We start from the raw sequence: 21,624 nt of genomic DNA on the forward strand, positions 1-21,624 counted from the left end.
TCACACACCGGAGCTGAGAGGGGGAAGACGGAGGGGCAAAGCACCGGCCATCCCTTCTTCGAAGGGACGGCTCGACAAACGCCGCACCTCGGCCAGCCAGCCCTCCGCCTTGGCGAGCTGAATGGCCTTGGCGGCCATCCAGTCGGCGGCCAAAGCGGCGGAATCGGCTTCGGACGTGGCTGACGCACCGGGCCGGGTACCGGCCTGGGCAGTGGCATGCAGCCGGCGGTGCCAGCGGGCGGGAAGGAATTCGTTCAGCAGGATGGCGCACCAGCGCAGGCCGTACAGCGGAAAAAGAGCATTCAGCCGCAAGGAAAGCGCGGGGTCCGATGATCCCAGCGCGCCGGCCAGCCCATCCACCCAGAACCGCTGTTCGTCCGTGGACAGCCTGTAGGCCGGGTGCCAGAGCGTGTCGGCCAGCAGCTTTACCGGGTCGTCCCAGCCGAAATATTCGAAATCCAGGAAAGCCAGCCGCCCGTCCGGCCGGCGCAACGCATTGTGAAAGCCGAAATCGGAGGGTGACAGGACGCACCGTTCCCGCGGCAGGGGATCATCCACAGCCAGCCCGCCGATCCTGTACAGGGCCTGCAACCGATGCTCCGCCGCCGCCAATGCAGGACGCAGGCCATCGGACAGGAACCCGCTCAACGCCGGTTCATCCGGAACCGCCATCAGCGTCGAGACGCGGGCGCGGATCTGATCGACCAGGGTCTTGGCGTCCAAGCAGGCCTCCGCCGCCTGGGCGAGGCCGCCGGCATCCGGCTGCCGTCCCAGATCGCGCAGAGCCAGGATGAAGCGGACCATGTCCGGAAGGTCGCCGCCCTGCCGCCCCGACGGCTCCCTGGAAACCGGGGTGCCGTCGATCCAGCCATACAGCGCCAGCCGGGCCGTCCGGTCCACGGCCACGACCGTGGGCACGACGGTCACCCCGTGCCGCTCTAGGAACGACAGTGCCGCGGTCTCCCGCAGCAGGCGATCGCTTCCGGGATCGCCTGCCGGTCCATAGCTTTTCAAGGCCAGCCGCCGGTCGGCCGTCGTCACCTGATAAAGGCGGTTGTTGCCGCCTCCCGGCCACCGCTGGATCCGCTGCACCGGCGCTTCCAGCAAAGCCTGGAGAGCGACGGCGACCCCGCCGTCGTCAAGCCGCGAGAGGGGCGAATAGGTCATCGGCAACCTCCGTCCACCCCTGCGCGGCACGCCAGGGGCCGTCCGGCGGCGCCCCCCCAGCGGGGGCGAACAGGTAAGTGCGGATATGCGGGGGGAAATTCGCATCGCGGAACACCTCGTCGAGGTCGTCCACGAAATGGGTACAGCCCAGGGCGGCGATGCGGGCGATCTTTTCCGCACGGGTCGATTCGAAGAAGATATGTCCGGACGGGATGCCACCGCGCATCGGGTCCGCAAGCCCCTGTTCCAAAATCCAGCGCCACGCTGCGGCACGCAGGTTCGTCCCCCCCGGATCGGCGGCGGCGAATTCGGTCTTGTGGCTGACGATGAACAGTTCCACGCCGGCGGCCCGGCAGCGTCCCAGGAACGGCATCAGCCCATCCGACGGCACGGCCCGCACAAGCCCGGGTCCATAGACCCGGGCCTGGAGCGCCGTCCATTTGGCCTCTCCATCCTCCAGGCTTCGGATATGGTCGCGCACCGCACGCTTTCCTCCGGACAATCCCGGCGGCAGAAGCCCGCTCTCCTCGCCCAAGCATCGGAACACCTCGTCGTAAAGAACGATCGTGTTGTCGAAGTCGAGTCCCAGCCGGATCGGGGCGGAAAATGCCATCGCAGCAGTCCCGTTACCGCAGGCCGATGCGCTGCATCATCTTGATGTTGAACCAGCGCGGTTCGTCCATGCTGTCCGGAACCTTTCCGGCTTCGAAGGCCGCCTTCAGCCCTTGCACCGCGTCGGCAATGGTGCGCTTGGGCCGGAAGCCGAGTTCACGGGCGATCTTGTCGGAGGAGATGTGGTAGGAGCGCAGATCATCCGTCGGGGTGACCTCGATCTCGACATCGGTGCCGACCACGCTGCGGACCATCCCGGCGATGTCCATGATCGTGTGATTTTCATAGCCGGCATTGTAGACGCGGCCGTCGATGGCCTCGCTGTCCCATTGCAGGGCCTGCACATACAGATCGGCCATATCGTCGATATGGATGTTCGGCCGCTTCTGCGAGCCGCCGAACACCTTGATGCGGCCGTTGTTGATGGCGTGGTTGGTGAGGATGTTGACCGACAGATCGAGGCGCAGCCGCGGCGCATAGCCGCAGACGGTGGCAGGGCGGATGGTCAGGGTGGTGAAGCCCGGCACCCGCTCCTCCTCCAGGACCTGCTCGCACAGGGCCTTGAAGCGGGAATAGTCGGTCAGCGGATCCAGCTGCAGATCCTCGGTGACGTTCTCTTCCTCCTTGATGCCGTAGACGGACGAGGAGGATGCATAGATGAACCGCTCGACCCCGGCCTGCTTGGCGGCTTGCACCAACGGTCGGAAACAGTCGAAGTTGATCGACCGGCCCAGAGCCGGATCAAGGTCGAAGCTGGGATCGTTGGAGATGCAGGCAAGGTGGATGACCGCATCGCAGCCTTCCAGGGCGCGTGCGACCGCCGCGGGGTCGCGGAGGTCGCCCTTCACCTCGATCAGCTTCGGATTGGGACGCAGCGGAGCATGGACGTCGCCGTAGATGTAGAGGTCCAGCACCGTCACCCGGTGTCCGGCGGCGAGCAGCTTCGGAATCAAGGCCGAACCGACATAGCCGGCACCGCCGGTGACGAGAATGTTCCAGGTGCGCTCGCTCATGGGATCTCCAGAATGACGGTCTCGGGGGGAGCCCAGCCGAGATGAAGGTCGAGAATGGCATGCAGAAGGGCGAGATGGGTGATCTCCACAAACCCATATTCGCTATTGGGAGCGTAAAGATTGAGATCTCCCAGCCGGCGCAATGGATTGTCGGCGCCGAAGCCCGACAGGGTCAGGATCCAGCATCCGGCTGAGCGGGCAGCATCTACAGCGGCAAGAATATTCTCCGAACGACCCGAACTGCTGATTGCCACCAGAACGTCGCCCTGACGCGCGTGCAGTGCAATCTGGCGGGCGAACACCTGAGGATAGCCCAGATCGTTCCCCAGGCAGGTCAGGGCCGCCCCATCGTTAAAGGCCAGGGATCGCAGGTTTCCGTTCTTGGAGTAGTCGATCGCCATGTGGCTGGCGATGCCGGCGCTGCCTCCATTGCCGATGAACATCAGCTTGTTGCCGGCCGAATGGACCGCATGCATCTGTTCCATGGCTCCGCCCAGTGCCGCGTCGAGAGGCAAAGGGCGGGAAGTGGCATCGGTCGCCTGGGTGCGCAGCGGCAGTTCGGCCAGGGTGGCGTAATAAGCGTCAATTCGCTCGCGCATCGGCCGCTTCATTTGAGGATCGCCGTCAGGAACTTGATCAGCGGCGCCTTCTGGACGGAGTTGCGATGGCCGACGATGCCCACCTTGATGGCGCCGGCCGCATTGCCGATGAAGCCCACCAGGTCGATCGGCACGCCCGCCGCGACCAGCGGGGAGGTCACGGCCAGGAAGGCGTCACCGGCTCCGACGGTGTCCACGACCTGATTGGTAAAGGCGGGGATTCGGTGGGTCCCGACGGTGCGGTCGAAGGTGAAGCATCCCAGCTTACCTTGGGTGATGATCAGGCGGTCACAGGCCATCCGGGCGGGGAGCTTCTCCGAACCGATCACCGCGATGTCGCTGAACTTGTCGCCGACGGCCAGCCGCGCCTCGGGGGCATCGATACAGACGAAGCCTGCCTTCGGATAGCGGGTGATCAGGTTGTAGCCCATATTGGCGCTGTTGGTCTGGGTGTTGACCGCCAGGAAGCGGGAGTGGCGGGTCAGCGCCTCCACCCCGCGCGGCGTGATCAGCCCGTGCCCGAAGTCGGTGGCAATCACCAGATCATAGTCGCCGGCCCGCTCCGCCACCAGTTGGGCGAGACGGGCATCCTCGGCCCCTTCCAACGGCGTGTCGTCGATGTCATAGACCTCGAACAGCTTGCGCATGTATCCGGTCTCGACGAAGCGTGTCTTGCAGGTCGTCGGCTTGCCGGCCCGTCGGATGAGTTCGAGCGAGACGTTCGGCTTGAGAGATGCGCGGATTAGATCTTCGTAGTCGTTGCGATCGCCGATGGCCGTGATGACATCGACCTGACGGCAGAAGCCGGCGGTATGGTTGGCCGCCGCGATCACGCCTCCCGCGAAGGTCTCGTGGTCACGATAGACCGTCGCGATCATGTTCTCCTTCGGCGACTTGGCCATAGGAAGCACATATCGGTATTCGTCTATGATAGCGTCGCCGACGATCAGAACCTTGAAGTCACGGATCCGCTCCAACGCCTCCAAGAGGCGGGGCAACAGGTTGCGCTCGCGGGCGTCTTCCAGATAGGTGTGGAGTTCGGCATCGTATACGCCGAGAAACCGGTTGATGAGAGCAGACGAGGAGAAGGTGACGTCATCGGTGAACACGATGCGGCCACCATAGGACTCAACCGCGGCCCGCTCGGCCACGATCCCTCCCGTGACATCGTCCTTGGCATCGGCATAGTCGGACCCTTTGACATAGACATCCGGCTTTACTGCATGCAGAACGTTCACGGCGGTCGGCGCATGGTTGATCGCGACCAGATCCACGTGCTCCAGCCCTGCGATCATCTGGGCACGCAGGAGTTCGGAAAAGACTGGGCGGCCGGGCCCCTTGTTCACGAAAGGATCGGCCGTCAGGGTGACCACCAGCATGTCTCCATGACCGGCGGCTTCCTCCAGATGACGAACATGACCCAGATGCAAAAGGTCGAAGCAGCCGTGGGCCAGGACGACGGTACGCCCGTTATGCCGGGCGAGTTCCGCCTGCTGCGCAGCTTCTTCCAAAGTCTTCACTTTGGTACGGGTAAGGCGGCGCGCCATTGGTTCCGTCACTTCGATCGCCTCCCCTTAGCGGTGTTCCGGGTCATGATCATTTCCCGAGATACTTGAACCAGTCCTTGGTAGCCTCGGCGATGCTGTCCGGCGTCCAGACTGGAGCGTCGCGCCAGTGGTCGAGGTGCTGCATCATCCTCGCCACCCCCTCTTCGATGGCGACACGAGGCTGCCACCCCAGGTCCCGGGTGATCTTCGTGATGTCGGCGAAGGTGCAGTCGGGCTCGCCCGGCCGTTTGGGCAGATGCTCGACACGTTCGGTGCCTATCAGTTCGACCAGGCGATTCACGCTGACGGTATTGCCGCTGCCAACGTTGTAGATCTCACCCGTCCGCCCCCGCTCGGCGGCGGCCAGAATCGCGTCGGCCACATCGGCGACATAGGTGAAGTCCCGCGTCTGCTTTCCATCGCCGACGACCGTCAACGGCTTACCGGACAGTTTCTGGGCCAGGAAAACCCCGAAGACGGCACCATAAGTACCGCTGGTCCGGGCACGAGGGCCATAAACATTGAAAAAGCGCAAGGATACGATGGGAAGGTCATAGACCTTCGCCCAATGCAGAAGCACCTGCTCGCCCAGATATTTGGTCAAAGCATAGGGATATTGCGGCTGAATGGCGGCATCTTCAGGCGTGGGATAGCAGTCGGGAATGCCGTAACAAGAACTGGAAGCCGCATAGACCAGACGGCGCACACCCGCTGCCCGGGCCGCCTCCGCCACGGCATAGCTGCCATTGACGTTGGTGTCGAAATAAGCTTCCGGATTCTGGACCGAAGGCACAATGTCGGCAAGAGCCGCCAAATGGAAAACCCGGTCAGCCCCGGCGAGCAGCGCCTTCATCGCAGCACGGTCCCTGACGTCCGCCTGCTCGAACCGGAAGTTCGGATTCCCAGTATGCTGGGCAAGATTGCTTTGACGTCCAACCGCCAGATTATCTATGGCAAGAACATGTCGTCTCTGCGAAATCAGAAGGTCGACAAGATGACTGCCGATGAAGCCTGCGCCTCCGGTTACGATGTCTAAGTCTCTACCCAAGTATTTATCCTCTTCTTGTACATATAACCTGGATAGGGGATCACCCCATTTGACCAACAGCCGCGGCTAGGCGAATAGACTTGCGTTCCTACCACATAAAAAGGAATCAATCATTAGCGGCTTGCGCCGTCTGATTCCACGATAATTTCTGTCGCAGACCCACTCTGCCAAAGCCCCTTTTTGCAAAGCGCGCCTCCATGGAGAAAGCGACCAAAGCACGTCTTTACCAGTTGAGAATACCGCCCTTCGTTTTATTAAAACCTGGTAAATATCGCTTGTCCATCCGACCGTATCGGAACCGGCGAGTTGTCCTTTCACACCGCCAGCACCGGATAGCCGTCCGGCAAATCCACCACCTGCGGCTCCGGCATCGGTCCCAGTTCCGCCACCATCGCGCCCCAGGACCAGCCCACCCCGAAGCCGGCCATCAGCGTCTTGACCGGCCCGGCCGCCAGTTGGGCGCCCATGCTGTGGCAGATCGCCAGCGGGATGGAGGCCGAGCTGGTGTTGCCGAAGCCCTGCATGTCGATGATGAACTTCTCCGCCGGCGCCTTCACGCGCTTGCGCAGATGCTCCAGCATGAAGGCGTTGGCCTGGTGCAGGACGAAGCGGTCGATGCCCTCGACGTCGGTGCCGGCATGCTCCATCGCCTCGCGCAGCAGCGGCGGCACGGCGCGCAGCGTGAAGGAGAACACCTCCGCCCCGTTCAGCGTCAGGCGCGAATCGCGCTCCAGCTGGGCGGCGGCCTCCTCGTCGGCGATCCTGCCGGCGGTGCCGACCGGCGGGATCAGGCAATGGCGCTTGCCGCCGGCCTTGACGAAGATGTGCGGCGCGCCGGCGCCGTCGGTGCCGATCACCACCGGGATAGGCGGGGCCATCGCGTCGACCTCCAGCGCGGTTGCCGACCCGGCATCGCCGAACAGGGGCAGGGTGGCGCGGTCTTCAGGGTGCAGGTGGCGGGTCGGGTTGTCGCCGCACAGCACCAGCGCGCGCTTGGCCGTCGATCCGCCCAGCAGCTTCGCCGCGATCCACAGGCCGTAGACATAGCCCGAGCAGCCCAGCGGCACGTCGAAGGCCGCCGCGCTGGTCGGCAGCCCCAGCCGGTGCTGCATGATGCAGGCGGTGGCCGGCAGCACGTAATCGGCGTCCTGCGAGACGAAGACCAGCACCTCCACCGTCGCCGGGTCCCAGTCCAGCTGCTGCATCAGCCCCTCCGCCGCGGCGACGCAGAGGTCGGATGCGCAATAGGGCGGCGGCAGCACGCGGCGCTCCTGGACGCCGATGGTGGCGGCCAGCTTCTTCGCCTCCTCCACCGTGAACATGCCCGGATCCTCGACGAAGGAATGGCGCTGGGGCGGCACCACCGCGCGCAGGCCGGCGATCCGGATGCCGTCGATGATGGCTTTCATGGCTGTCCTGTCCTTCGCGTGTTCGCGGCCCGGGGCGGGCGTTTGTCTGAGTTGGTGTCCGGCACCATGGCCCGCACCATAGCGCACAGTGACGCCGGATTGGTTTCCGGAAGATTGATTGCGGCACATGGCCCCGCCGTCATCGCTCCGGATTCTTCGCGGGAGGCTCCGGGATAAGGCCGACGGTCAGCCCAAAGGGCCGGGCCAGCCGTTCCAGCGTCGCCACCGTCGGGTTGGCGGCCCCGGTCTCGAGCTGCGAGACCTGCCGGGTGGTGAGGCCGAAGGTCCGCCCGAACTCCGCCTGGGTCATGCCGAAGCAGCGGCGCATAGCCCGCACCCCTTCGGCCCAGGCCAGTTCGCCCCCCTCCGCCAACCGCAGAAGGGCATGGCGCGCTTCCAGCAGCGCCTCGCGGCTGGGAGGCTTACGCCGCGGCATCGCCGTCCTCGGAGCCGGTATCACTCGACGGCAGCGCCGCGAGAGCGGCGGCAAGCTCGCCACAGGCGGCGAAGGCGCGGGCGATCACCGGCTCCGGCACCCCGTGGGCACGTGCCGTCTCCGGCAGGGCGGCGACCGCATCGGCCTTCGCCGACAGCGCCCCGGCCAGCCGCCTGCCCAGCCCATCGTCCCCGATGACGGCGGCGACGGCCTCGCAAATCCGCTCGAACCGGATGGGGAAGCCGCCGCCGCGCAGGCATTCCCAGCGGGTCGACGGCGCGATCACCCCCGGATCCAGCACCATCGGTGCGAAGTCGAAGCGCGGGGTAAGGCCGATCCAGCCGTCGGGGCGCTTTTGCAGGGCGGTGTTGCGGCCATGGTTGTCGGTGTCGCCCATCGCCCGGTTCAACAGGTCGCGCAGCACATACTCGACGATCTCCCCGGCCGGCTCGGTGCAGACGGCATGGAGCACGGCGATGTAGGCTTCATGCGTCGTCTGATGGCCGAAGGCGGCGACACCGGCGGCGGACACCAGGCTTTCCTGGCCCAGCCGCGTCACGCCTTTTGCCGACACACCGTTCGCCGACACGGCGCGGTCGAAGCGGGGAATCGCCAGCGTGTCGCCACGGTGGGTCAGCGGCCGGCCGACCCGCAGGCCGAAACCACGGGCGATCTCCAGGTAAGGCGCCTCGCAGGCCAGGATCAGGCGGTCCTCCGGTCCCTTCGCCCGCGACATCTTGACGATGACGTGGTCGCGGGCCTCGTCATCCCCGACCAGGGAGTCGGGATACCACAGCCCGTCATCCTTGCGCGTCAGCAGCAGCTTCGGCCATTCGCCCTGGACGCCGCTCGACCCCGAAGCGATCAAGGCGAAGCGGCCGGCCATGTCCTGGAAAGCGGGGGAGCGGTCGAAGACCTCGTCCAGCGTCACGCCGGCCACCGTTTCACCGCTCAGGCGCTCCTGCTCGGCCTCATAAGCCTGTTTGACGCGGACATTGCCGACGGGGCTGCCCGCTCCGCGCAGCAGAAGCGGGAAGGCGAAGCCCTCGTCATCGGGATTGAACCCCATCTCGGCCGCCAGACGGCGGCGGGCATGACCCTGGGGCAGCAGGTCGAGCAGGAAGGGCGGCCAATGGTTCCGGCGATGCGCCGCCATATCGACCCGGTCGCGCACCGACACCGCCCGCCAATCGGTCACCGGCCGTCCGGCGGCAAGCTCCGCATTGCCGAAGGCGATGAAATAGAAAGGGTCGTACTCCAGCCGGGTGGGCGAGCGGATGCCAGCCCGGACATCGGCGACCGCCAAATCGACGGCATCGTGCCAGGCACCGTGATGATGGATTTGAACGGTCAGGCTCGCACCGTCGCCCATGGCCGCTTGCCTTACTGAAACATTCCATTTCAATGGAGCATATATACAGGCTAACTACAATAAGATACCATTATAATGGTGTGTTTATTAATTAGCCGTATTGGCGGCCCGTTGCTGCCGATTGGGAAAAGGGGGTGGTGCGCCGCACCAAAAGGCCGCAGCCCCGGACGCGCTGATGTCGGGCGGCCATCGTGCTATGGTCCGCATCCGATACGCCACAAATCCGGATCTCACCGCCATGACAGCCGCCTACAACCCCATGGACCTGACCGGCCGCCGCATCCTGGTGACCGGTGCGTCGGCCGGGATCGGCCGGGCGACGGCGGTGATGCTGTCGCGGCTGGGGGCGCGGCTGGTGCTGAACGGCCGCGACGAGGAACGGCTGGCCGAGACCGCCGACCAGCTGGAGGGAGATGACCACGCCATCGCCCCCTTCGACCTGTCGGACCTCGAAGCCGTGCCGGGCTGGGTGAAGGGGCTGTGCGCCGACGATGCGCCCTTCGACGGCATCGCGCATTGCGCCGGCATCCAGACGCTGCGGCCGATCCGCATCTTCTCCGCCGCCTTCTTCGACGAGGTGATGCGGGCCAACCTGGGCAGCGCGTTGGCGCTCGCCCGCGGGCTGCGGCAGAAGGGCTGCCACGCAGACCGGGCGGCGATGGCGCTGATCTCCTCCACGGCGGCGACGGCGGCCTCGCCCGGCAACGTCGTCTATGCCGCCAGCAAGGGCGGCATCATCGCCGCCGCCAAGGGGCTGGCGGTGGAGCTGCTGAGCGACGGCATCCGCGTCAACTGCGTCGTTCCCTCGATCGTCGAGACCGAGCTGATCGAGCGCGGCAAGCAGAAGCTGACCGCCGAACAGTACGAGCATCTGCGCACGCTGCAGCCGCTGGGCTTCGGCCATCCCGACGACATCGCCCACATGATCGCCTATCTGCTCGCCGACACCAGCCGTTGGATGACCGGGTCCATCGTCACGGTGGACGGCGGCCGCACCGCCTGAGCCCCGTCATGACCAACGGCTCTCCCGAAAATCGCTGGTTCCACCTCTGCATGGCGGAGGATCTTGCCAGCCCCAACGCCTTCGTCACCACGCGGGTGGGGGCGGTGCCGCTGGTGGCGCAGAACATCAAGGGGCGGGTGGTCGCCTTCCGCAACGTCTGCACCCACCGCTTCGCCGTGATCCATGGCGAGCCGTCGGGCTGCGGCCCGCTGCGCTGCCCCTATCACGGCTGGAGCTTCGACGCCGACGGCGTGCCGGTGGGGCTGCCCTTCAACCCGACGGACTTTCAGCTGGAGGCCGAGGGGCGCCGCCGGCTGGCCCTGCACCCGGCCTCGCTGGCCCGCTGCGGCCGGCTGGTCTTCGTCCGGGTGGCCAGCGACGGCCCATCGCTGGAGGAGGAACTGGGAAGCGGCCTCTTCGCCCGGCTGGCCGCCCTGTCCGACGCCTTCCCCCGGCGCGGCGACGCGGTGGAGCCGGAGGACGATTGGGAGACGATCGAGGCCGCCAACCTGCGCCTGCATCTGGCGCCGAACGGCGCGCTGCTACTGCACAGCGCCGCCCCGCCCGGCGCCGACCGGCGCTTCTCCCGCACCGTCACCTTCCATCCCGCCACCACCCCCATTACGACTGATGCGGAGCTGCCGGCATGAGCGCGCATCCCGTCCAGAGCGTCATCCCCGAGGCCGGCGCTTTCCTGCCCCACAGCCATTTCTGGACCGGAGAGGCCTTCGCCCAGGAGCGTGAGCAGGTCTTCGGCCGCTGCTGGCTCTACATGGGCGTGTTCGACGACACGAATGTCCTGACCGCCGAGATGGCCGGGCTGCGCTTCGAGTTGCACCGCCGCGGCGAGATGATGGAGGGCATCTGCCGCGATGGCGAGCGGGTGCGGTCCCTGCAGATCGACCGCTGCGGCGCCCTGGTCTTCGCCCGCGTGGCGCAAGAGGGCGGTCCGACGCTGGCCGACCATCTGGCGCCCTACGGCGAGCGGCTGGCGATGATGTCGGCCAACTGCCTGAACCCGCAGCCCCCCGTCGGCATCGCGTTCCAGGCCAACTGGAAGGCGCTGGTCGAGAACACGATGGACGATTTCCACGGCTCCACCGTCCATCCCGACACCATCCACCCCGCGGTGCATCCCGACTGGCAGAGCCACCTCGTCACCGAACGCCACGGCGCCAACAGCGACTCCCGCTGGCTGCTGGCCGACGGCACCGCCGGCTGGTGGGCGAAGCTGGACGCCAAGCTGCGCATGCGCCGCTTCGCCGATGAGCCCGTCTACCGCCACACCTTCATCTTCCCGAACTTCTATCTGGCGACCTTCTACGGCGCGACGGTGATCCCGCACCGGGTCGATCCCGTCGCCCCCGACGCCTCGGTCCTGCGGTGGCAGCTGTTCCTGCCCACCACCCGGCTGGAGACGGCGCGCGAGCAGGCCTTCCACCGCTCCACCGCCGCCTACCTGATCGGGTCCGCCGGCACCGTGATCGCCGAGGACCGCCCGGTCTGCGAGGCGGTGCAGCAGGGCCGGCCCGGCATCGCCGATCTTCCCGGCGTCACCGGCATCTACGGCCGGCGCGAACGCCGCATCCTCGACTTCCATCAGGCGATGCTGCGGCAACTGGGAGAGGCCGCATGAGCGGCACCCTGACCTTCATCGAGCCGACGGAGGACCATGCCCAGCTTCTGCTCGACTGGCGCACCCGTCCCGACATCGCCGGCCAGATGCTGAGCGTCGTCCCCTACGACGTGGAGCGGCAGAAGGCGTGGCTGCGCCGCTGTGCGGAACGGGACGACTATGTCCACCGCATCCTCTGCGTCGACGGGGAGCCGGCCGGCCATGTCTCCATCACCGTGACCGAGCCGGAGTGGCGGATCGCCACCATCGGCGTGCTGATGGGCGAGCGGGCGGGGCGGATGGGGGCGGCGCCGCTGAACTTCGCCTACATGCTGAACCACGTCTTCTTCACCATGGGGCTGCGCAAGGTGGTGAACCACATCCTGGGCACCAACAGCCCCCGCCTGCTGAAGGGCCAGCCGATGATCGGCTACCGCCCGGTCGGCGTTCTGAAGCGCCAGGTGGTGAAGGACGGGCAGGAGATCGACCTGCACATCTTCGAGATGCTGGCCGAAGACTGGCTGGCGGTGCGCGAGCGGTTCCGCATCTACCAGGACATGGACGGGCGGGAATGGCGGTGAGGAGAGCTTGATAGCCCTTGCGCAAGATGCCAGATTGACGGTGGCAGTTTGCGCAAAGGAGGTTGACATGCAGAATCCCGCTTCGCCAGCGGCCTTGGCCGACCGCCAGCGGGTGCTTGCCGCCGATCTTCTCGGACTGGACCACCCGCCTGCCGACGATCTCGACGTCCTGCGGATGGTGCGGGGTCGGCTGTCTCCCCAGGCCGTCGGAGCCTTGCAGGCGGCCGGGCTCGACGCCCGCACCCTGGGCCGGATCATTCCCCGCCGCACGCTGGAACACCGCCGGCAGAAGGGGGAGGCGCTGTCGCTGGAAGAGAGCGAGCGCGCCTACCGCGCCGCCAGCATCGTCGCCCTGGCGCAGGCGGTGTTCGGCAACCGGGACAAGGCGCTGTCCTGGCTCCATGCCCCCCGCAGCCGTTTCGACGGCGAGGCGGCCATCGCCCTGATCGACACCGACATCGGCGCCCGGCTGGTGGAAGAGGCGCTGATCCAGATCGACGAGGGCTATTTCGCGTGAAGCTCTGGCGGATCAGCAATCATGCCGATCTGCAAGGCGTCGGGGGTCTGCGCGCCGGCGCCCGCTGGCACAATCGGGGCCGGCCCATCGTCTATCTCGCCGAATCGCCGCCGGGCGCCCTGATCGAGATCCTGGTCCATCAGGAGATCGCCTCTCCCGCCGCCCTGCCGGACCGCTACCGCCTGCTGACCGTCGCGGTGGAGGACGGGCTGGTTCCCCTGGATGCGCCGCCGCTTCCCCCCGACTGGCCGGAGCGGACGGAGGTGACGCGCGCCATCGGCGATGCGTGGCTGGCGAGCGGCCGGTCGGCCCTGCTGCGGGTGCCGAGCGCCATCATGCCCGACGTCCACAATGTGCTGCTCAACCCGCTGCACCCGGATGCGGGAAAACTGCGGATCGCCGGCGTCCAGAACGTTCCCTTCGACCCGCGGCTGTTCAAGACCGTCCCGCCGGCGGCAAGACAGCCGTAATCGCCCCTTACACCTCCATCATCCCCCGCCACACCGCGTGGAACTGCTGGATGCGCTCCTCGTTCTGGCCGAGCAGGGCGGGGCGCCCGGTCTGCCTGCAACCCCGGAAGGCCAGTTCCGACGCCTCCTGGTCCTCGCGCAGCAGGGCGACGTTGAGGTCGCGCGCACCCTCCTCGATCAGGCGGCGCGCGGCGGGGCCGCCCTTGCCGGAATCGCCGTCCGGATCGGCCAGGAACAGGCGGAGGTTCAGCGCGCAGCGGTCGGGGCCGAGCGGGTCGTAGGTCTGGACGCTCATCACCGCGCCGCGGGTGAAGCCGATCTCCAGGTTGGGGAAGATGTGCAGGTGGTCGTAGTCCCGCAGAATCGGGCTGGGGCGGAAGCCCAGCCGCTCCGACACGCCGTCCCACCAGCGGGCGCTCTTGTCCGACACGCCGGTCACGCCGCGGGAATGGGCGCCGTCATAGTCGCAGCGCCAGTCGCCCTTCACCAGCTTGCGGAAGGTCGTGGGGTGGGTGAGGTCGGCGTGGTAGACCTCCAGCACGCTCTCCACCCCCATCTTCCAGTTGGCGGCCCATTCCATCGACCGCTCGTCGAAGGGGCGGACGAAGATTTCCGAGGCATGGCGCAGCACGTCGGCATAGACGCCCAGCCAGTCGCCGAGGTCCGGCCCCTCCGCCGCCACCCGCAGGAAGACGAAGCGGCCGCACACCCCGACCGCCACCGGGGTCAGGGCACGGCCGCAGCGGCCTTCGCGGTCGAGGCCGAAATTCGCCTCGTTGCCGGGGATGCCGTAGGGCACGCCGTCGCGGTCGAAGGTCCAGCCGTGATAGCCGCAGCGCAGCATGCCGTTGCCGCGCGGCGCCCGGTGGATCATGGCGAAGCGGTGGGTGCAGACGTTGCGGAAGCCCCGCAATTCCCCGTCGAAATTCTGCACCAGCACGTCCAGCCCGCCGACCCGCCGGGTCAGATAGTCGTTGGGCCGGGCAAGCTCGTCGGTGAAGCCGGCAAAGATCCAGGCATGGCGGAAGACCCGCTCCTCCTCCGCCCGGAAGATCTCCGGGTCGTGGTAGGCGGCGGGATCGATGCCGGGAACGGCCTTGGCGGCGACGAAGGGGAGGGCGCTTTCCATGGGGCCGAAGGGTAGCCCGCGCCGCGCCGGCCGGTCCAGGGGGCAGCGGGTCGCAGGTGGTGGGTCGCAGGCGCCCCTCCCCACTCACGGCCGGAACAGTGTCGCCTCGATGCCGCGCAGCCCCGTGGCGTCGCAGATGTAATAGGCGACCATGGCGCGCCCGTCCGGCAGCACCGCCGCCCAGGGATATCCCAGGTCCGGTGCCGGCCCGTCGTCGCGCAGCACCAGTTCCGGCGCCTCGTCCGGCTGCTGGTGGCGCGGGTCGTAGAGGCGGGCGCGCACGCCGTAGGGCGCATGGCGATAGCCGCCGACCAGCAGCAGCCGGCCGTCCGGCAGCGGGCAGGCGTCATAGGGATGGCCGACCACCGCATGGCGCCGCCACGGCTCCCAGCTGTGGCCGAGATCGGTGGAGCGCGAGGTCGCCAGACGGTCGTCCAGCCCGGTGGTGCGGTGGAAGGCGTGCAGCACGCCATCGGCGTCCAGATGCAGCGCCGTCTCGCAGAAGCCGGCCTTGGCCTCGGGGTCGATGGCGATGATCGCCCGATGGACCCAGCTCTCCCCCCGGTCGGTGGAGGCGAAGAGATGGCTCGCATAGGTGCCGGTGGAGGGGTGGTGGGTGTAGCCGGTCTGCAGGATGGTGCCGTCCGGCGCCTCCACCGCCCGGCCGCGCACCGCCCCGCCATGGAAGGGCCGCTGGCCGGGCACGATGTCGGGATGGCCGGGCAGGGGGGGCAGGTCGTGGTGCGGGGTCCAGCTCCGGCCGCCATCGTCGCTGTGCCGGCTGTATCCGCCCCAGAAGATGTAGAGGTCACCGGTCTTCTGCGGATTGCCGGTCAGCCCGATCCCCAGCGCGCGCAGCGCCTCCCCTTGCGACGACGGCACCGGATACCAGCGGAAGCCGGTCAGCAGGATGCGGCCGTCACGCAAGCTGAGCAGGCTGGCGTCCTGGTCGGCCGCCTGCGGGTCGGGGGGCAGGGGGATCTCCTCGCCCAGCGGCTCCGCATCGGGGCCGAGCCGCAGCAGCACGGTCTGCGAGCGGGAATCGAGATGGTCGACATGGTTGAACCCGGTCTCCCCCGTCCGATATTCCGCCCCACGCAGCCAGCGATGGTCGCGCGCGCGCCGGAAGGCCAGCAGCACCGATCCGTCTCCCACCGGGGTGAGCGACGGGAAGGACGCATAGAACCGCGGGTCGCGGTACAGCACGCGATGCTCGGCACCGGTCATGGCCATCGGGTTCCTCTGCCTCCTTCGGTCCTCAAAATGCCTTCAGTTTTATAACCCGCGACCTCGTGCCTCAGCAGCAGTGCGGTGCGGCGATGCGGATGCGCCTTGAAAGACCGCCGCCCTTATGGAGAGTCTTCCCCGCAGACGATTCTCCTTCCACGCGGTGTCGCATCCCATGGCGTCCTCCTTCGTCCCCGCCTCCGCCCCTGTCGGCAGCTTTCTGGACAATGTGCGCACGCGCATCGCCTCGCCGGGGGCCTATTGGCGCAAGGCGAAGGCCGACCCGCGCTACGCCATCTACGACATCCTGCCCATCGTCACCGATCCGGTCCTGCGCGACCGGCTGGCGGCGCTGATCGCGGCCCGGCGGCCGCGCACGCCGGGCTTCTACCCGTCGCTGGAGGCGCGGGACTGGTGCCGGACGCTGGAGACGGACGGCATCACCCCGCTGCTGCCGCCGATCGACCCCGCCATCGCCGCGAGCTTGCGCAGCTATTTCGAAAACACCCCTTGCCAGGATCCCTTCCGCCCGCATCTGGGCTGGTTCCGGCCCGACAGTCCGCCCAGCCCGGAGTCCAACATGGGCTATCACGGCGTCGACCAGATCCTGCGCGCGCCCCATGTGCTGGCTCTCTTCAACGACCCGCAGGTGCTGGAGACGGCGGAGCTGTATCTCGGCTGCAAGCCGATCCTCGACAACATCGGCTGCTGGTGGTCCTGGGGCGGGGAGAGTTTCGGCGGGCGGGAGGCGGCCAAGGGCACCCAGCGCCACCACCGCGACCTGGACAGCCTGCGCGGCTTCAAGCTCTTCTTCTACCTGACCGACGTGGACGAGGACGGCGGCCCGCACATCTACGTCAAGGGCAGCCACCGCAGCCGCCTGCTCTCCACCGGCCGCGCCCTGACCGACGCGCAGGTGGAGGCCGCCTTCGGCACCGCCGGCACGGTGACGATGACCGGTCCGGCCGGCAGCCGCTTCCTGGGCGACACCTACGGCGTCCACAAGGGCGCCCTGCCGCGGCGCGGCCGGCGCCTGCTGCTGACGGCCCAGTACAACGTCAACCGTACGCCCCACGGACCGACCGTGCCGACGCTCGACCGCCGCTGCGCCGATGTGCCGGACGGGCTGGATCCTTTCGTAAACCAGATCTACGTGGCGCCGTAAGGGAGGGATGGCTCCGGCAGTCGGGCGGCTTCACCCCATGGCGAGAGCCGAGGCATAGCCGATCTCGTAATAGAGCCGGATCATCGCCCACAGGCTCTCGCCCTCAAGGCTGTCGATGTCGATGGCGGCCAGATCGGCCAGATTGACGTTGAAGTTGCAGCCCTGTTCCGCCTGCCCGTTCCGCCGTTGCATCAGGCGGTTGGAGACCCCCTGATAGAACATCCGCCGCATCAGCCAGCGGCGGTTCAGCCGGTCGGGGTGGATGAAATGGGACACCGTGGCGGCCGGCACATAGTAGGTGGCGGCTCCCGCACGGCGCATCTCCACGAAGATGACGCCCTCGTTCGCCAGAAGGCCGTCCCCCCTGCGACCCAGGTCGGTCGGAAAGGCACGGCCGGCCATCAGCCGCTTGCGGAAGGCGCAGTTCCCTTCGCCGAACCATTCGGTCTCACGCAGGAAGCGGGATTCGCTGTCCCAGCCCCAGCGGCATGAGAAGAAATGCAGCATGTCGTCGGCCAGCCAGCCCGGCCTGGGCATGTCTCCGAAATCCGGTTCGACCTCGCCCGCGACGATGTCGACGGCGTCGCCCAACCGGTGGAAGGGCTCCAGCAACCGCTCCAGCCACCCGTCGCAGGCCCGCTCGTCGTCGTCGATGAAGGCGATCAGCGCTCCCGCCGCCTCGGCCACGCCGCGGTTGCGGGCGAAGCTGACGCCCGGACGCTCCTCCAGGATGTAGCGCAGCGGAACGCCTTGCAGGGCAAAGGCGGCCTGCCGGCGCTCGACGACCGGGCGCCCTTCCGCCAGGGCGGAATTGTCGATCACGAGGATTTCATGGACCATGCGACAGGCAGCGCCTGGAGGGGCGTCGCCCACCCGCTGCCCGGCCAGGCTTTCCAGGCAGGCGTCAAGCAGTTCCGGACGCCGATGGGTGCAGATGACGATGCTGGCGGCGACCTCCGGGCTTCCGGAACTGGTGCATTGGATGGTCGGCATGGTGGTTCGCCCGTCGGTGGTCGCTGTCAGTGATTGGCATGGACGATGCGCAGATCCGGCAGGCCCCAGGAGGCCACGCCCATATCCTTGGCCATCGCCGCCAGCCCCTCCGTCTCGATGTAGCCGCGATGGCTGTAGGGAGGAAAACACAGCCCCTCGCGGTGAAGGTCCGCGCGCACCAGCAGCGCCGTGCCGCCAACCCCGTCCAGCGGCACGATGCCCTTGCCGGCGAAAGCGTCCAGATAGAGCCGACCGACGCCGCGCGGCGGCTGGAAAATGCCGTCGGCCAGATGGCGCGGGTCTTCCTCTCCCGACAGCCGGAAGCTGTTGAGGTCGAAGGTCCGTCCGTCGGGCAGGACGCAGTGGGGAACGACGATGTCGCGCCCGGTGGCAAGCAGCCGGGCCAGCAGGTCCGGCGGATAGTCGACCAGATCGGCGTCGAGCCACAGCACCCAGTCCTCGTCCCCCAAGGCACCGGACAGCAGCCGGTTGCGCGAGCGCGCCAGCAGTTCCCGCCGCCGCCGCTGGACGTCCGGCGCCCAGCGCGGCCCCTCGGGCCGGAACCCGTAATCGTGACGCAGCAGAGCCACCCGGCGGTAGCGTTGCCGCAGCTCCGGCAGCCGGTCGGCCAGCCAGCCATGCGTGCCGTCGCCGCTGTCCCCCTCCAGAAAGCCCAGCGACAGGCGGGACGGATCATGGTCGAGCCGGCCGAGCAACTCCAGATAGCGCGGCAGATGGGCGACGGCATCCTTCACCGGGGTCAGCACCAGCACCTTTTCCCGCCGCGTCGTTTCATGCAGCGTCGTTTCCCGCCGCGCCGCAACCATCGCCGGGACAGGCATGACTTCACGCCGATAGGCCTCCACCGGCAGGCGCTTGCCCATCTCCTCCAGCATGGCCCGGCAGCGGTCGCCGCTGAATCGGGCGGCGGTCGCCTTCCAGTGTTCTTCGAAATGCGCGGCGGTGAAGGTGTTCCCGCCATGGACGACATAGGTGTAGAGCCGCGGCAGGTCCATCCGCACGACGCGGGCGCTGCGGCGCAGTTGCTCGACCACCGGCGTGTCCTCGCCGCGGCGAAGTGCCGGATAGCGGGGCATCACCGCCTTCTCGCACAGAAGCGAGCCTTCCCAGTCCCGTTCGCAGGACACCGCCAGCCGATCCTCGGCCGGCCACCAGATCATCCAGCGGCCGAGCAGGCAGGCCTGGGCGCCGGCCGCGGCCAGAACCCGCTGCTGCATCTGCAGCCGGCAGGGATCGTAGAGGTCGTCGTCGTCCCACTGGCAGACATAACGGCCGGCCGCATGGTCGACGGCGATGTTGCGCAGCTCGCCCAGCGTCAGGCCGCCGTCCCGGCCGGCCGCATTCACCCGGATCAGACGAACGTTCCGGCAGCCGGCGGCACGAACGGCGCGCTCCAGCGGGTCGTCCTGCGGCAGTGCCGGGCTGTCGCAGACGATGACCAGTTCGCGGTTTGGATAGGTCTGGCGAGCGAAGCCGTCGATGGCGAACTCCAGCAGCGCCCTCCGCCCTCTGGTGACCATCAGGCAGGAGATCAGCGGCAGCCCCTCCGCCTTCGCCCCTTCCGCCGTTGCCAGCGGGGAGCGGGCACCCTCCGGCCGCCCGTCGGTCACCACCGCCGCGATCTGCCGCGGCAATGTGGCCTCGGGGCCGGCGCCGCGCCCGGCGGCATCGCGGAACCAGGTGCCCTCCCAGTAATGGACGCCATAGGCCCGGCGCGTCGCCCGCTCCCAGAACACGGGATCGAACAGGCGGCCGCTCCAGCAATCCTCCTTGGTGACGGGATAGAGCAGTTCCGGCGGCAGCACCGTCACCGCGGCGGCGCCATCCCCATGCCGGGCCCCTTCATATGCGGCATGGGCGCGGGTCAGCAGGAAGGGGCCGGTGGCGTCCAGCACGTCGGCGCTGGACCGCGCCTCGACCAGCCGGTCCAGCAGATGGTCCCAGAAGGGATGGCCGGGCACCGACGCCAGGAAGGACGGGCACAGGATGCGGGGCAGCCCGCGCTCCACCGCCTTCGCCAGCCTGCCATGCTCCTCCGGTTCCAGCCCGACGACGAAGCTCCGGCCCTCCAGCAGCCCGTCGATCGGGCGCAGGCATTCGAAATCGAGGTCGGCATAGACCCCGCCGAAACGGCGCAGGATCAGGTAGCGCGCCAGATCGATCCGCGCGATGGGATCGGCATAGCCGTGGAAGACCGGCAGCAGCGCCGGATGCTCCTCCGCGATGAAGCGCCCGATGTCCTCGTCGGTCCAGAACCGGTACTCGAAGCCGGGATTGCGGTCGATCCAGCTGCGCTGCAGCGCCTGGAATTCCGGCGGAACGTCGCGTGTCTTCCAGGTCTGGTGGATCAGGCGCGGGATCGGGGAACAGGTGTCGGTACGCATGGACTTTGGCCGCAATTGTGCTTGAACCGATAAGCATTATTGCCAAGCCAGCTCAATAGAAATGGATGCTTGGGAAAAATCTGTCACACTCCGTTTCATTTGACACACGCAAATGTGGAAATACTTATTTGATAAGTATTTTGGCGATAAGGCCGCACAGCTCACAGTACAATACACCCACTCGCCGTCACGGCATTTCAACCAAATATTTCCGCGCTTTATCCCCCAGGCGTTGTGCGCCCGACGCACCCCTCACATTGGGAAGGCGGTCTTCCCCCCCTTGTGGATGACTGGACGGGGGCATGCGGCGGCTGGTAGGCCGTCACCGGGATGTCTTCCGCCCCCTGCCGCAGCCCTCAGAGAACAGCCCCGCCATGCCCGGACACCGCCCCTACCGCCTGCATCGCCCCTGGACCGTGCTGGGCAGCCGCGAGCTGCTCGACGCCGATCCCTTCCTGAAGGTGCGGGTGGAGACGGTGGAACTGCCGGACGGACGGCGGATCGACGACTACTACCAGTTCGACCAGCCCTCCTTCGCCTGCATCTTCGCCGAGACGGCGGACGGGCGGATCGTCACCTACCGCCAGTACCGCCACGGCCCGCGCAAGGTCGGTCTGGTCTTTCCCGGCGGCCATCTGTCGCCCGGCGAGGAACCGCTGGCCGCGGCGAAACGCGAGCTGATGGAGGAGACCGGGATGGCGGCGGAGAACTGGACCGACCTCGGCGCCTACATCGTCAACGCCAACCAGGGCGGGGCCTGGTCGCACATGTTCCACGCCACCGGCTGCCGCCGGGTCGCCGACCCGATCGCCGACGATCTGGAGGACACCGAGATCCTGCAGCTGACAAGGGCGGAACTGCTGGAGGCCATCGGCCGCGGCGAGATGCATCTGTTGACCCAGATCGCGCTGGTCAGCATGGTCTGGCAGGCCGACATCGCACGGGTGCTGTCCCGCCCCCACTCCCCAGACACAGCCGGTTGAGGAAAAGGCCGATGACCCGCTTCGCCCCAATGGCCCTGATGGCCTTCCTGACACTGGCCGCCCTCCCGGCCGCCGCCGAGCCGATGAAGGGCCGGTACGAGCTGCGCTGCCAGGACCCGCAGACCCGGCAATGGACCGTCGCCGGGCAGGTGACCGACCCGGAAATCGTCGATCTGCCGGCATCCGGTGGAAAGCCCGGCGGACGTGAGGTGCGCGGTACCGGGACCGACGGCAAGCCGGTGGTCCTGCCCATGCCCTCCGACCGCACCTGCATGCTCAGCGCGCGCTGACCGGCGGCGGTTCCCCCGCCATCGAACAGGGAACCGACCGTCA

General features: G+C 67.6%; 22 protein-coding genes. 9 read left to right on the forward strand and 13 right to left on the reverse strand.

Translation table 11 applies throughout. From position 1 onward, the window contains the following. From FZ029_RS07760 to FZ029_RS07800, 9 genes are all read right to left on the reverse strand, one after another. A complete protein-coding gene (locus FZ029_RS07760; protein WP_149268732.1) occupies positions 1 to 1,167 on the reverse strand; it encodes a phosphotransferase in 1,167 nt (388 codons plus the stop codon). After that, complete coding sequence (locus FZ029_RS07765) at positions 1,139 to 1,780, reverse strand: hypothetical protein (protein WP_149268733.1); 642 nt, start codon at positions 1,778 to 1,780, stop codon at positions 1,139 to 1,141. The genes FZ029_RS07760 and FZ029_RS07765 overlap by 29 nt, the downstream gene beginning before the upstream one ends. A gap of 13 nt (positions 1,781 to 1,793) precedes the next feature. Beyond that, complete coding sequence (locus tag FZ029_RS07770; RefSeq protein ID WP_149268734.1) at positions 1,794 to 2,792, reverse strand: SDR family oxidoreductase; 999 nt, start codon at positions 2,790 to 2,792, stop codon at positions 1,794 to 1,796. Next, a complete protein-coding gene (locus tag FZ029_RS07775; protein ID WP_149268735.1) occupies positions 2,789 to 3,403 on the reverse strand; it encodes an SIS domain-containing protein in 615 nt (204 codons plus the stop codon). Before FZ029_RS07775 ends, FZ029_RS07770 begins: the two co-directional genes overlap by 4 nt. Then, complete coding sequence (locus FZ029_RS07780) at positions 3,400 to 4,938, reverse strand: PfkB family carbohydrate kinase (protein ID WP_149268736.1); 1,539 nt, start codon at positions 4,936 to 4,938, stop codon at positions 3,400 to 3,402. The genes FZ029_RS07775 and FZ029_RS07780 overlap by 4 nt, the downstream gene beginning before the upstream one ends. 49 nt (positions 4,939 to 4,987) lie before the next feature. Beyond that, the gene (locus FZ029_RS07785; RefSeq protein WP_149268737.1) at positions 4,988 to 5,986 is read right to left on the reverse strand and encodes an SDR family oxidoreductase; all 999 of its coding nucleotides are present in this window, start codon (positions 5,984 to 5,986) and stop codon (positions 4,988 to 4,990) included. 314 nt (positions 5,987 to 6,300) lie between these two features. Then, on the reverse strand, positions 6,301 to 7,395 hold the full coding sequence (locus tag FZ029_RS07790; RefSeq protein WP_149268738.1) for a ketoacyl-ACP synthase III: 1,095 nt from the start codon (positions 7,393 to 7,395) through the stop codon (positions 6,301 to 6,303). A 139-nt stretch (positions 7,396 to 7,534) separates the two neighbouring features. After that, complete coding sequence (locus FZ029_RS07795) at positions 7,535 to 7,831, reverse strand: helix-turn-helix transcriptional regulator (RefSeq protein ID WP_149268739.1); 297 nt, start codon at positions 7,829 to 7,831, stop codon at positions 7,535 to 7,537. Further along, positions 7,818 to 9,203, reverse strand: a complete 1,386-nt coding sequence (locus FZ029_RS07800; protein ID WP_149268740.1) for a HipA domain-containing protein — start codon at positions 9,201 to 9,203, stop codon at positions 7,818 to 7,820. Before FZ029_RS07800 ends, FZ029_RS07795 begins: the two co-directional genes overlap by 14 nt. 238 nt (positions 9,204 to 9,441) lie before the next feature. Between FZ029_RS07800 and FZ029_RS07805 the strand changes: the two genes are divergently transcribed. The 6 genes from FZ029_RS07805 (at position 9,442) to FZ029_RS07830 (ending at position 13,389) form a co-directional block, all read left to right on the forward strand. Next, positions 9,442 to 10,206: an SDR family NAD(P)-dependent oxidoreductase gene (locus FZ029_RS07805; protein ID WP_188051864.1), complete on the forward strand. Its 765-nt coding sequence runs from the start codon at positions 9,442 to 9,444 to the stop codon at positions 10,204 to 10,206. Positions 10,207 to 10,214: 8 nt separating this feature from the next. Further along, positions 10,215 to 10,856, forward strand: coding sequence for a Rieske 2Fe-2S domain-containing protein (locus FZ029_RS07810; RefSeq protein WP_149268742.1), 642 nt, complete (start codon positions 10,215 to 10,217; stop codon positions 10,854 to 10,856). After that, the gene (locus FZ029_RS07815) at positions 10,853 to 11,842 is read left to right on the forward strand and encodes an RHO alpha subunit C-terminal catalytic domain-containing protein (protein WP_149268743.1); all 990 of its coding nucleotides are present in this window, start codon (positions 10,853 to 10,855) and stop codon (positions 11,840 to 11,842) included. The genes FZ029_RS07810 and FZ029_RS07815 overlap by 4 nt, the downstream gene beginning before the upstream one ends. Beyond that, a complete protein-coding gene (locus FZ029_RS07820; protein ID WP_149268744.1) occupies positions 11,839 to 12,402 on the forward strand; it encodes a GNAT family protein in 564 nt (187 codons plus the stop codon). The genes FZ029_RS07815 and FZ029_RS07820 overlap by 4 nt, the downstream gene beginning before the upstream one ends. A 67-nt stretch (positions 12,403 to 12,469) precedes the next feature. Beyond that, the gene (locus tag FZ029_RS07825; RefSeq protein ID WP_149268745.1) at positions 12,470 to 12,919 is read left to right on the forward strand and encodes an antitoxin Xre/MbcA/ParS toxin-binding domain-containing protein; all 450 of its coding nucleotides are present in this window, start codon (positions 12,470 to 12,472) and stop codon (positions 12,917 to 12,919) included. Beyond that, positions 12,916 to 13,389, forward strand: a complete 474-nt coding sequence (locus FZ029_RS07830; RefSeq protein ID WP_149268746.1) for an RES family NAD+ phosphorylase — start codon at positions 12,916 to 12,918, stop codon at positions 13,387 to 13,389. Before FZ029_RS07825 ends, FZ029_RS07830 begins: the two co-directional genes overlap by 4 nt. A 7-nt stretch (positions 13,390 to 13,396) precedes the next feature. On the opposite strand, the gene FZ029_RS07835 is transcribed toward FZ029_RS07830, so the two are convergent. Next, a complete protein-coding gene (locus tag FZ029_RS07835; protein WP_149268747.1) occupies positions 13,397 to 14,518 on the reverse strand; it encodes an SRPBCC family protein in 1,122 nt (373 codons plus the stop codon). Between the two features lie 84 nt (positions 14,519 to 14,602). Further along, entirely contained in the window at positions 14,603 to 15,745 is a 1,143-nt protein-coding gene (locus FZ029_RS07840) for a sialidase family protein (RefSeq protein ID WP_247892195.1), read from the reverse strand. 175 nt (positions 15,746 to 15,920) lie between these two features. Here FZ029_RS07840 and FZ029_RS07845 point away from each other — a divergent pair, with 175 nt between their 5' ends. Continuing rightward, the gene (locus tag FZ029_RS07845; RefSeq protein WP_149268749.1) at positions 15,921 to 16,910 is read left to right on the forward strand and encodes a hypothetical protein; all 990 of its coding nucleotides are present in this window, start codon (positions 15,921 to 15,923) and stop codon (positions 16,908 to 16,910) included. Positions 16,911 to 16,940: 30 nt separating this feature from the next. On the opposite strand, the gene FZ029_RS07850 is transcribed toward FZ029_RS07845, so the two are convergent. Then, positions 16,941 to 17,903: a glycosyltransferase family A protein gene (locus tag FZ029_RS07850; protein ID WP_149268750.1), complete on the reverse strand. Its 963-nt coding sequence runs from the start codon at positions 17,901 to 17,903 to the stop codon at positions 16,941 to 16,943. A gap of 26 nt (positions 17,904 to 17,929) precedes the next feature. Beyond that, positions 17,930 to 20,308, reverse strand: coding sequence for a glycosyltransferase (locus FZ029_RS07855; RefSeq protein WP_149268751.1), 2,379 nt, complete (start codon positions 20,306 to 20,308; stop codon positions 17,930 to 17,932). Positions 20,309 to 20,682: 374 nt separating this feature from the next. Here FZ029_RS07855 and FZ029_RS07860 point away from each other — a divergent pair, with 374 nt between their 5' ends. After that, complete coding sequence (locus tag FZ029_RS07860) at positions 20,683 to 21,291, forward strand: NUDIX hydrolase (protein WP_149268752.1); 609 nt, start codon at positions 20,683 to 20,685, stop codon at positions 21,289 to 21,291. Between the two features lie 11 nt (positions 21,292 to 21,302). Further along, positions 21,303 to 21,581 (forward strand): hypothetical protein, encoded by a 279-nt coding sequence (locus FZ029_RS07865; protein WP_149268753.1) that lies wholly within the window; start codon positions 21,303 to 21,305, stop codon positions 21,579 to 21,581. The last annotated feature ends 43 nt before the right edge of the window (positions 21,582 to 21,624 follow it).

The organism is Azospirillum sp. Sh1 (genome assembly GCF_008365135.1).
Lineage (GTDB): Bacteria > Pseudomonadota > Alphaproteobacteria > Azospirillales > Azospirillaceae > Azospirillum > Azospirillum oryzae.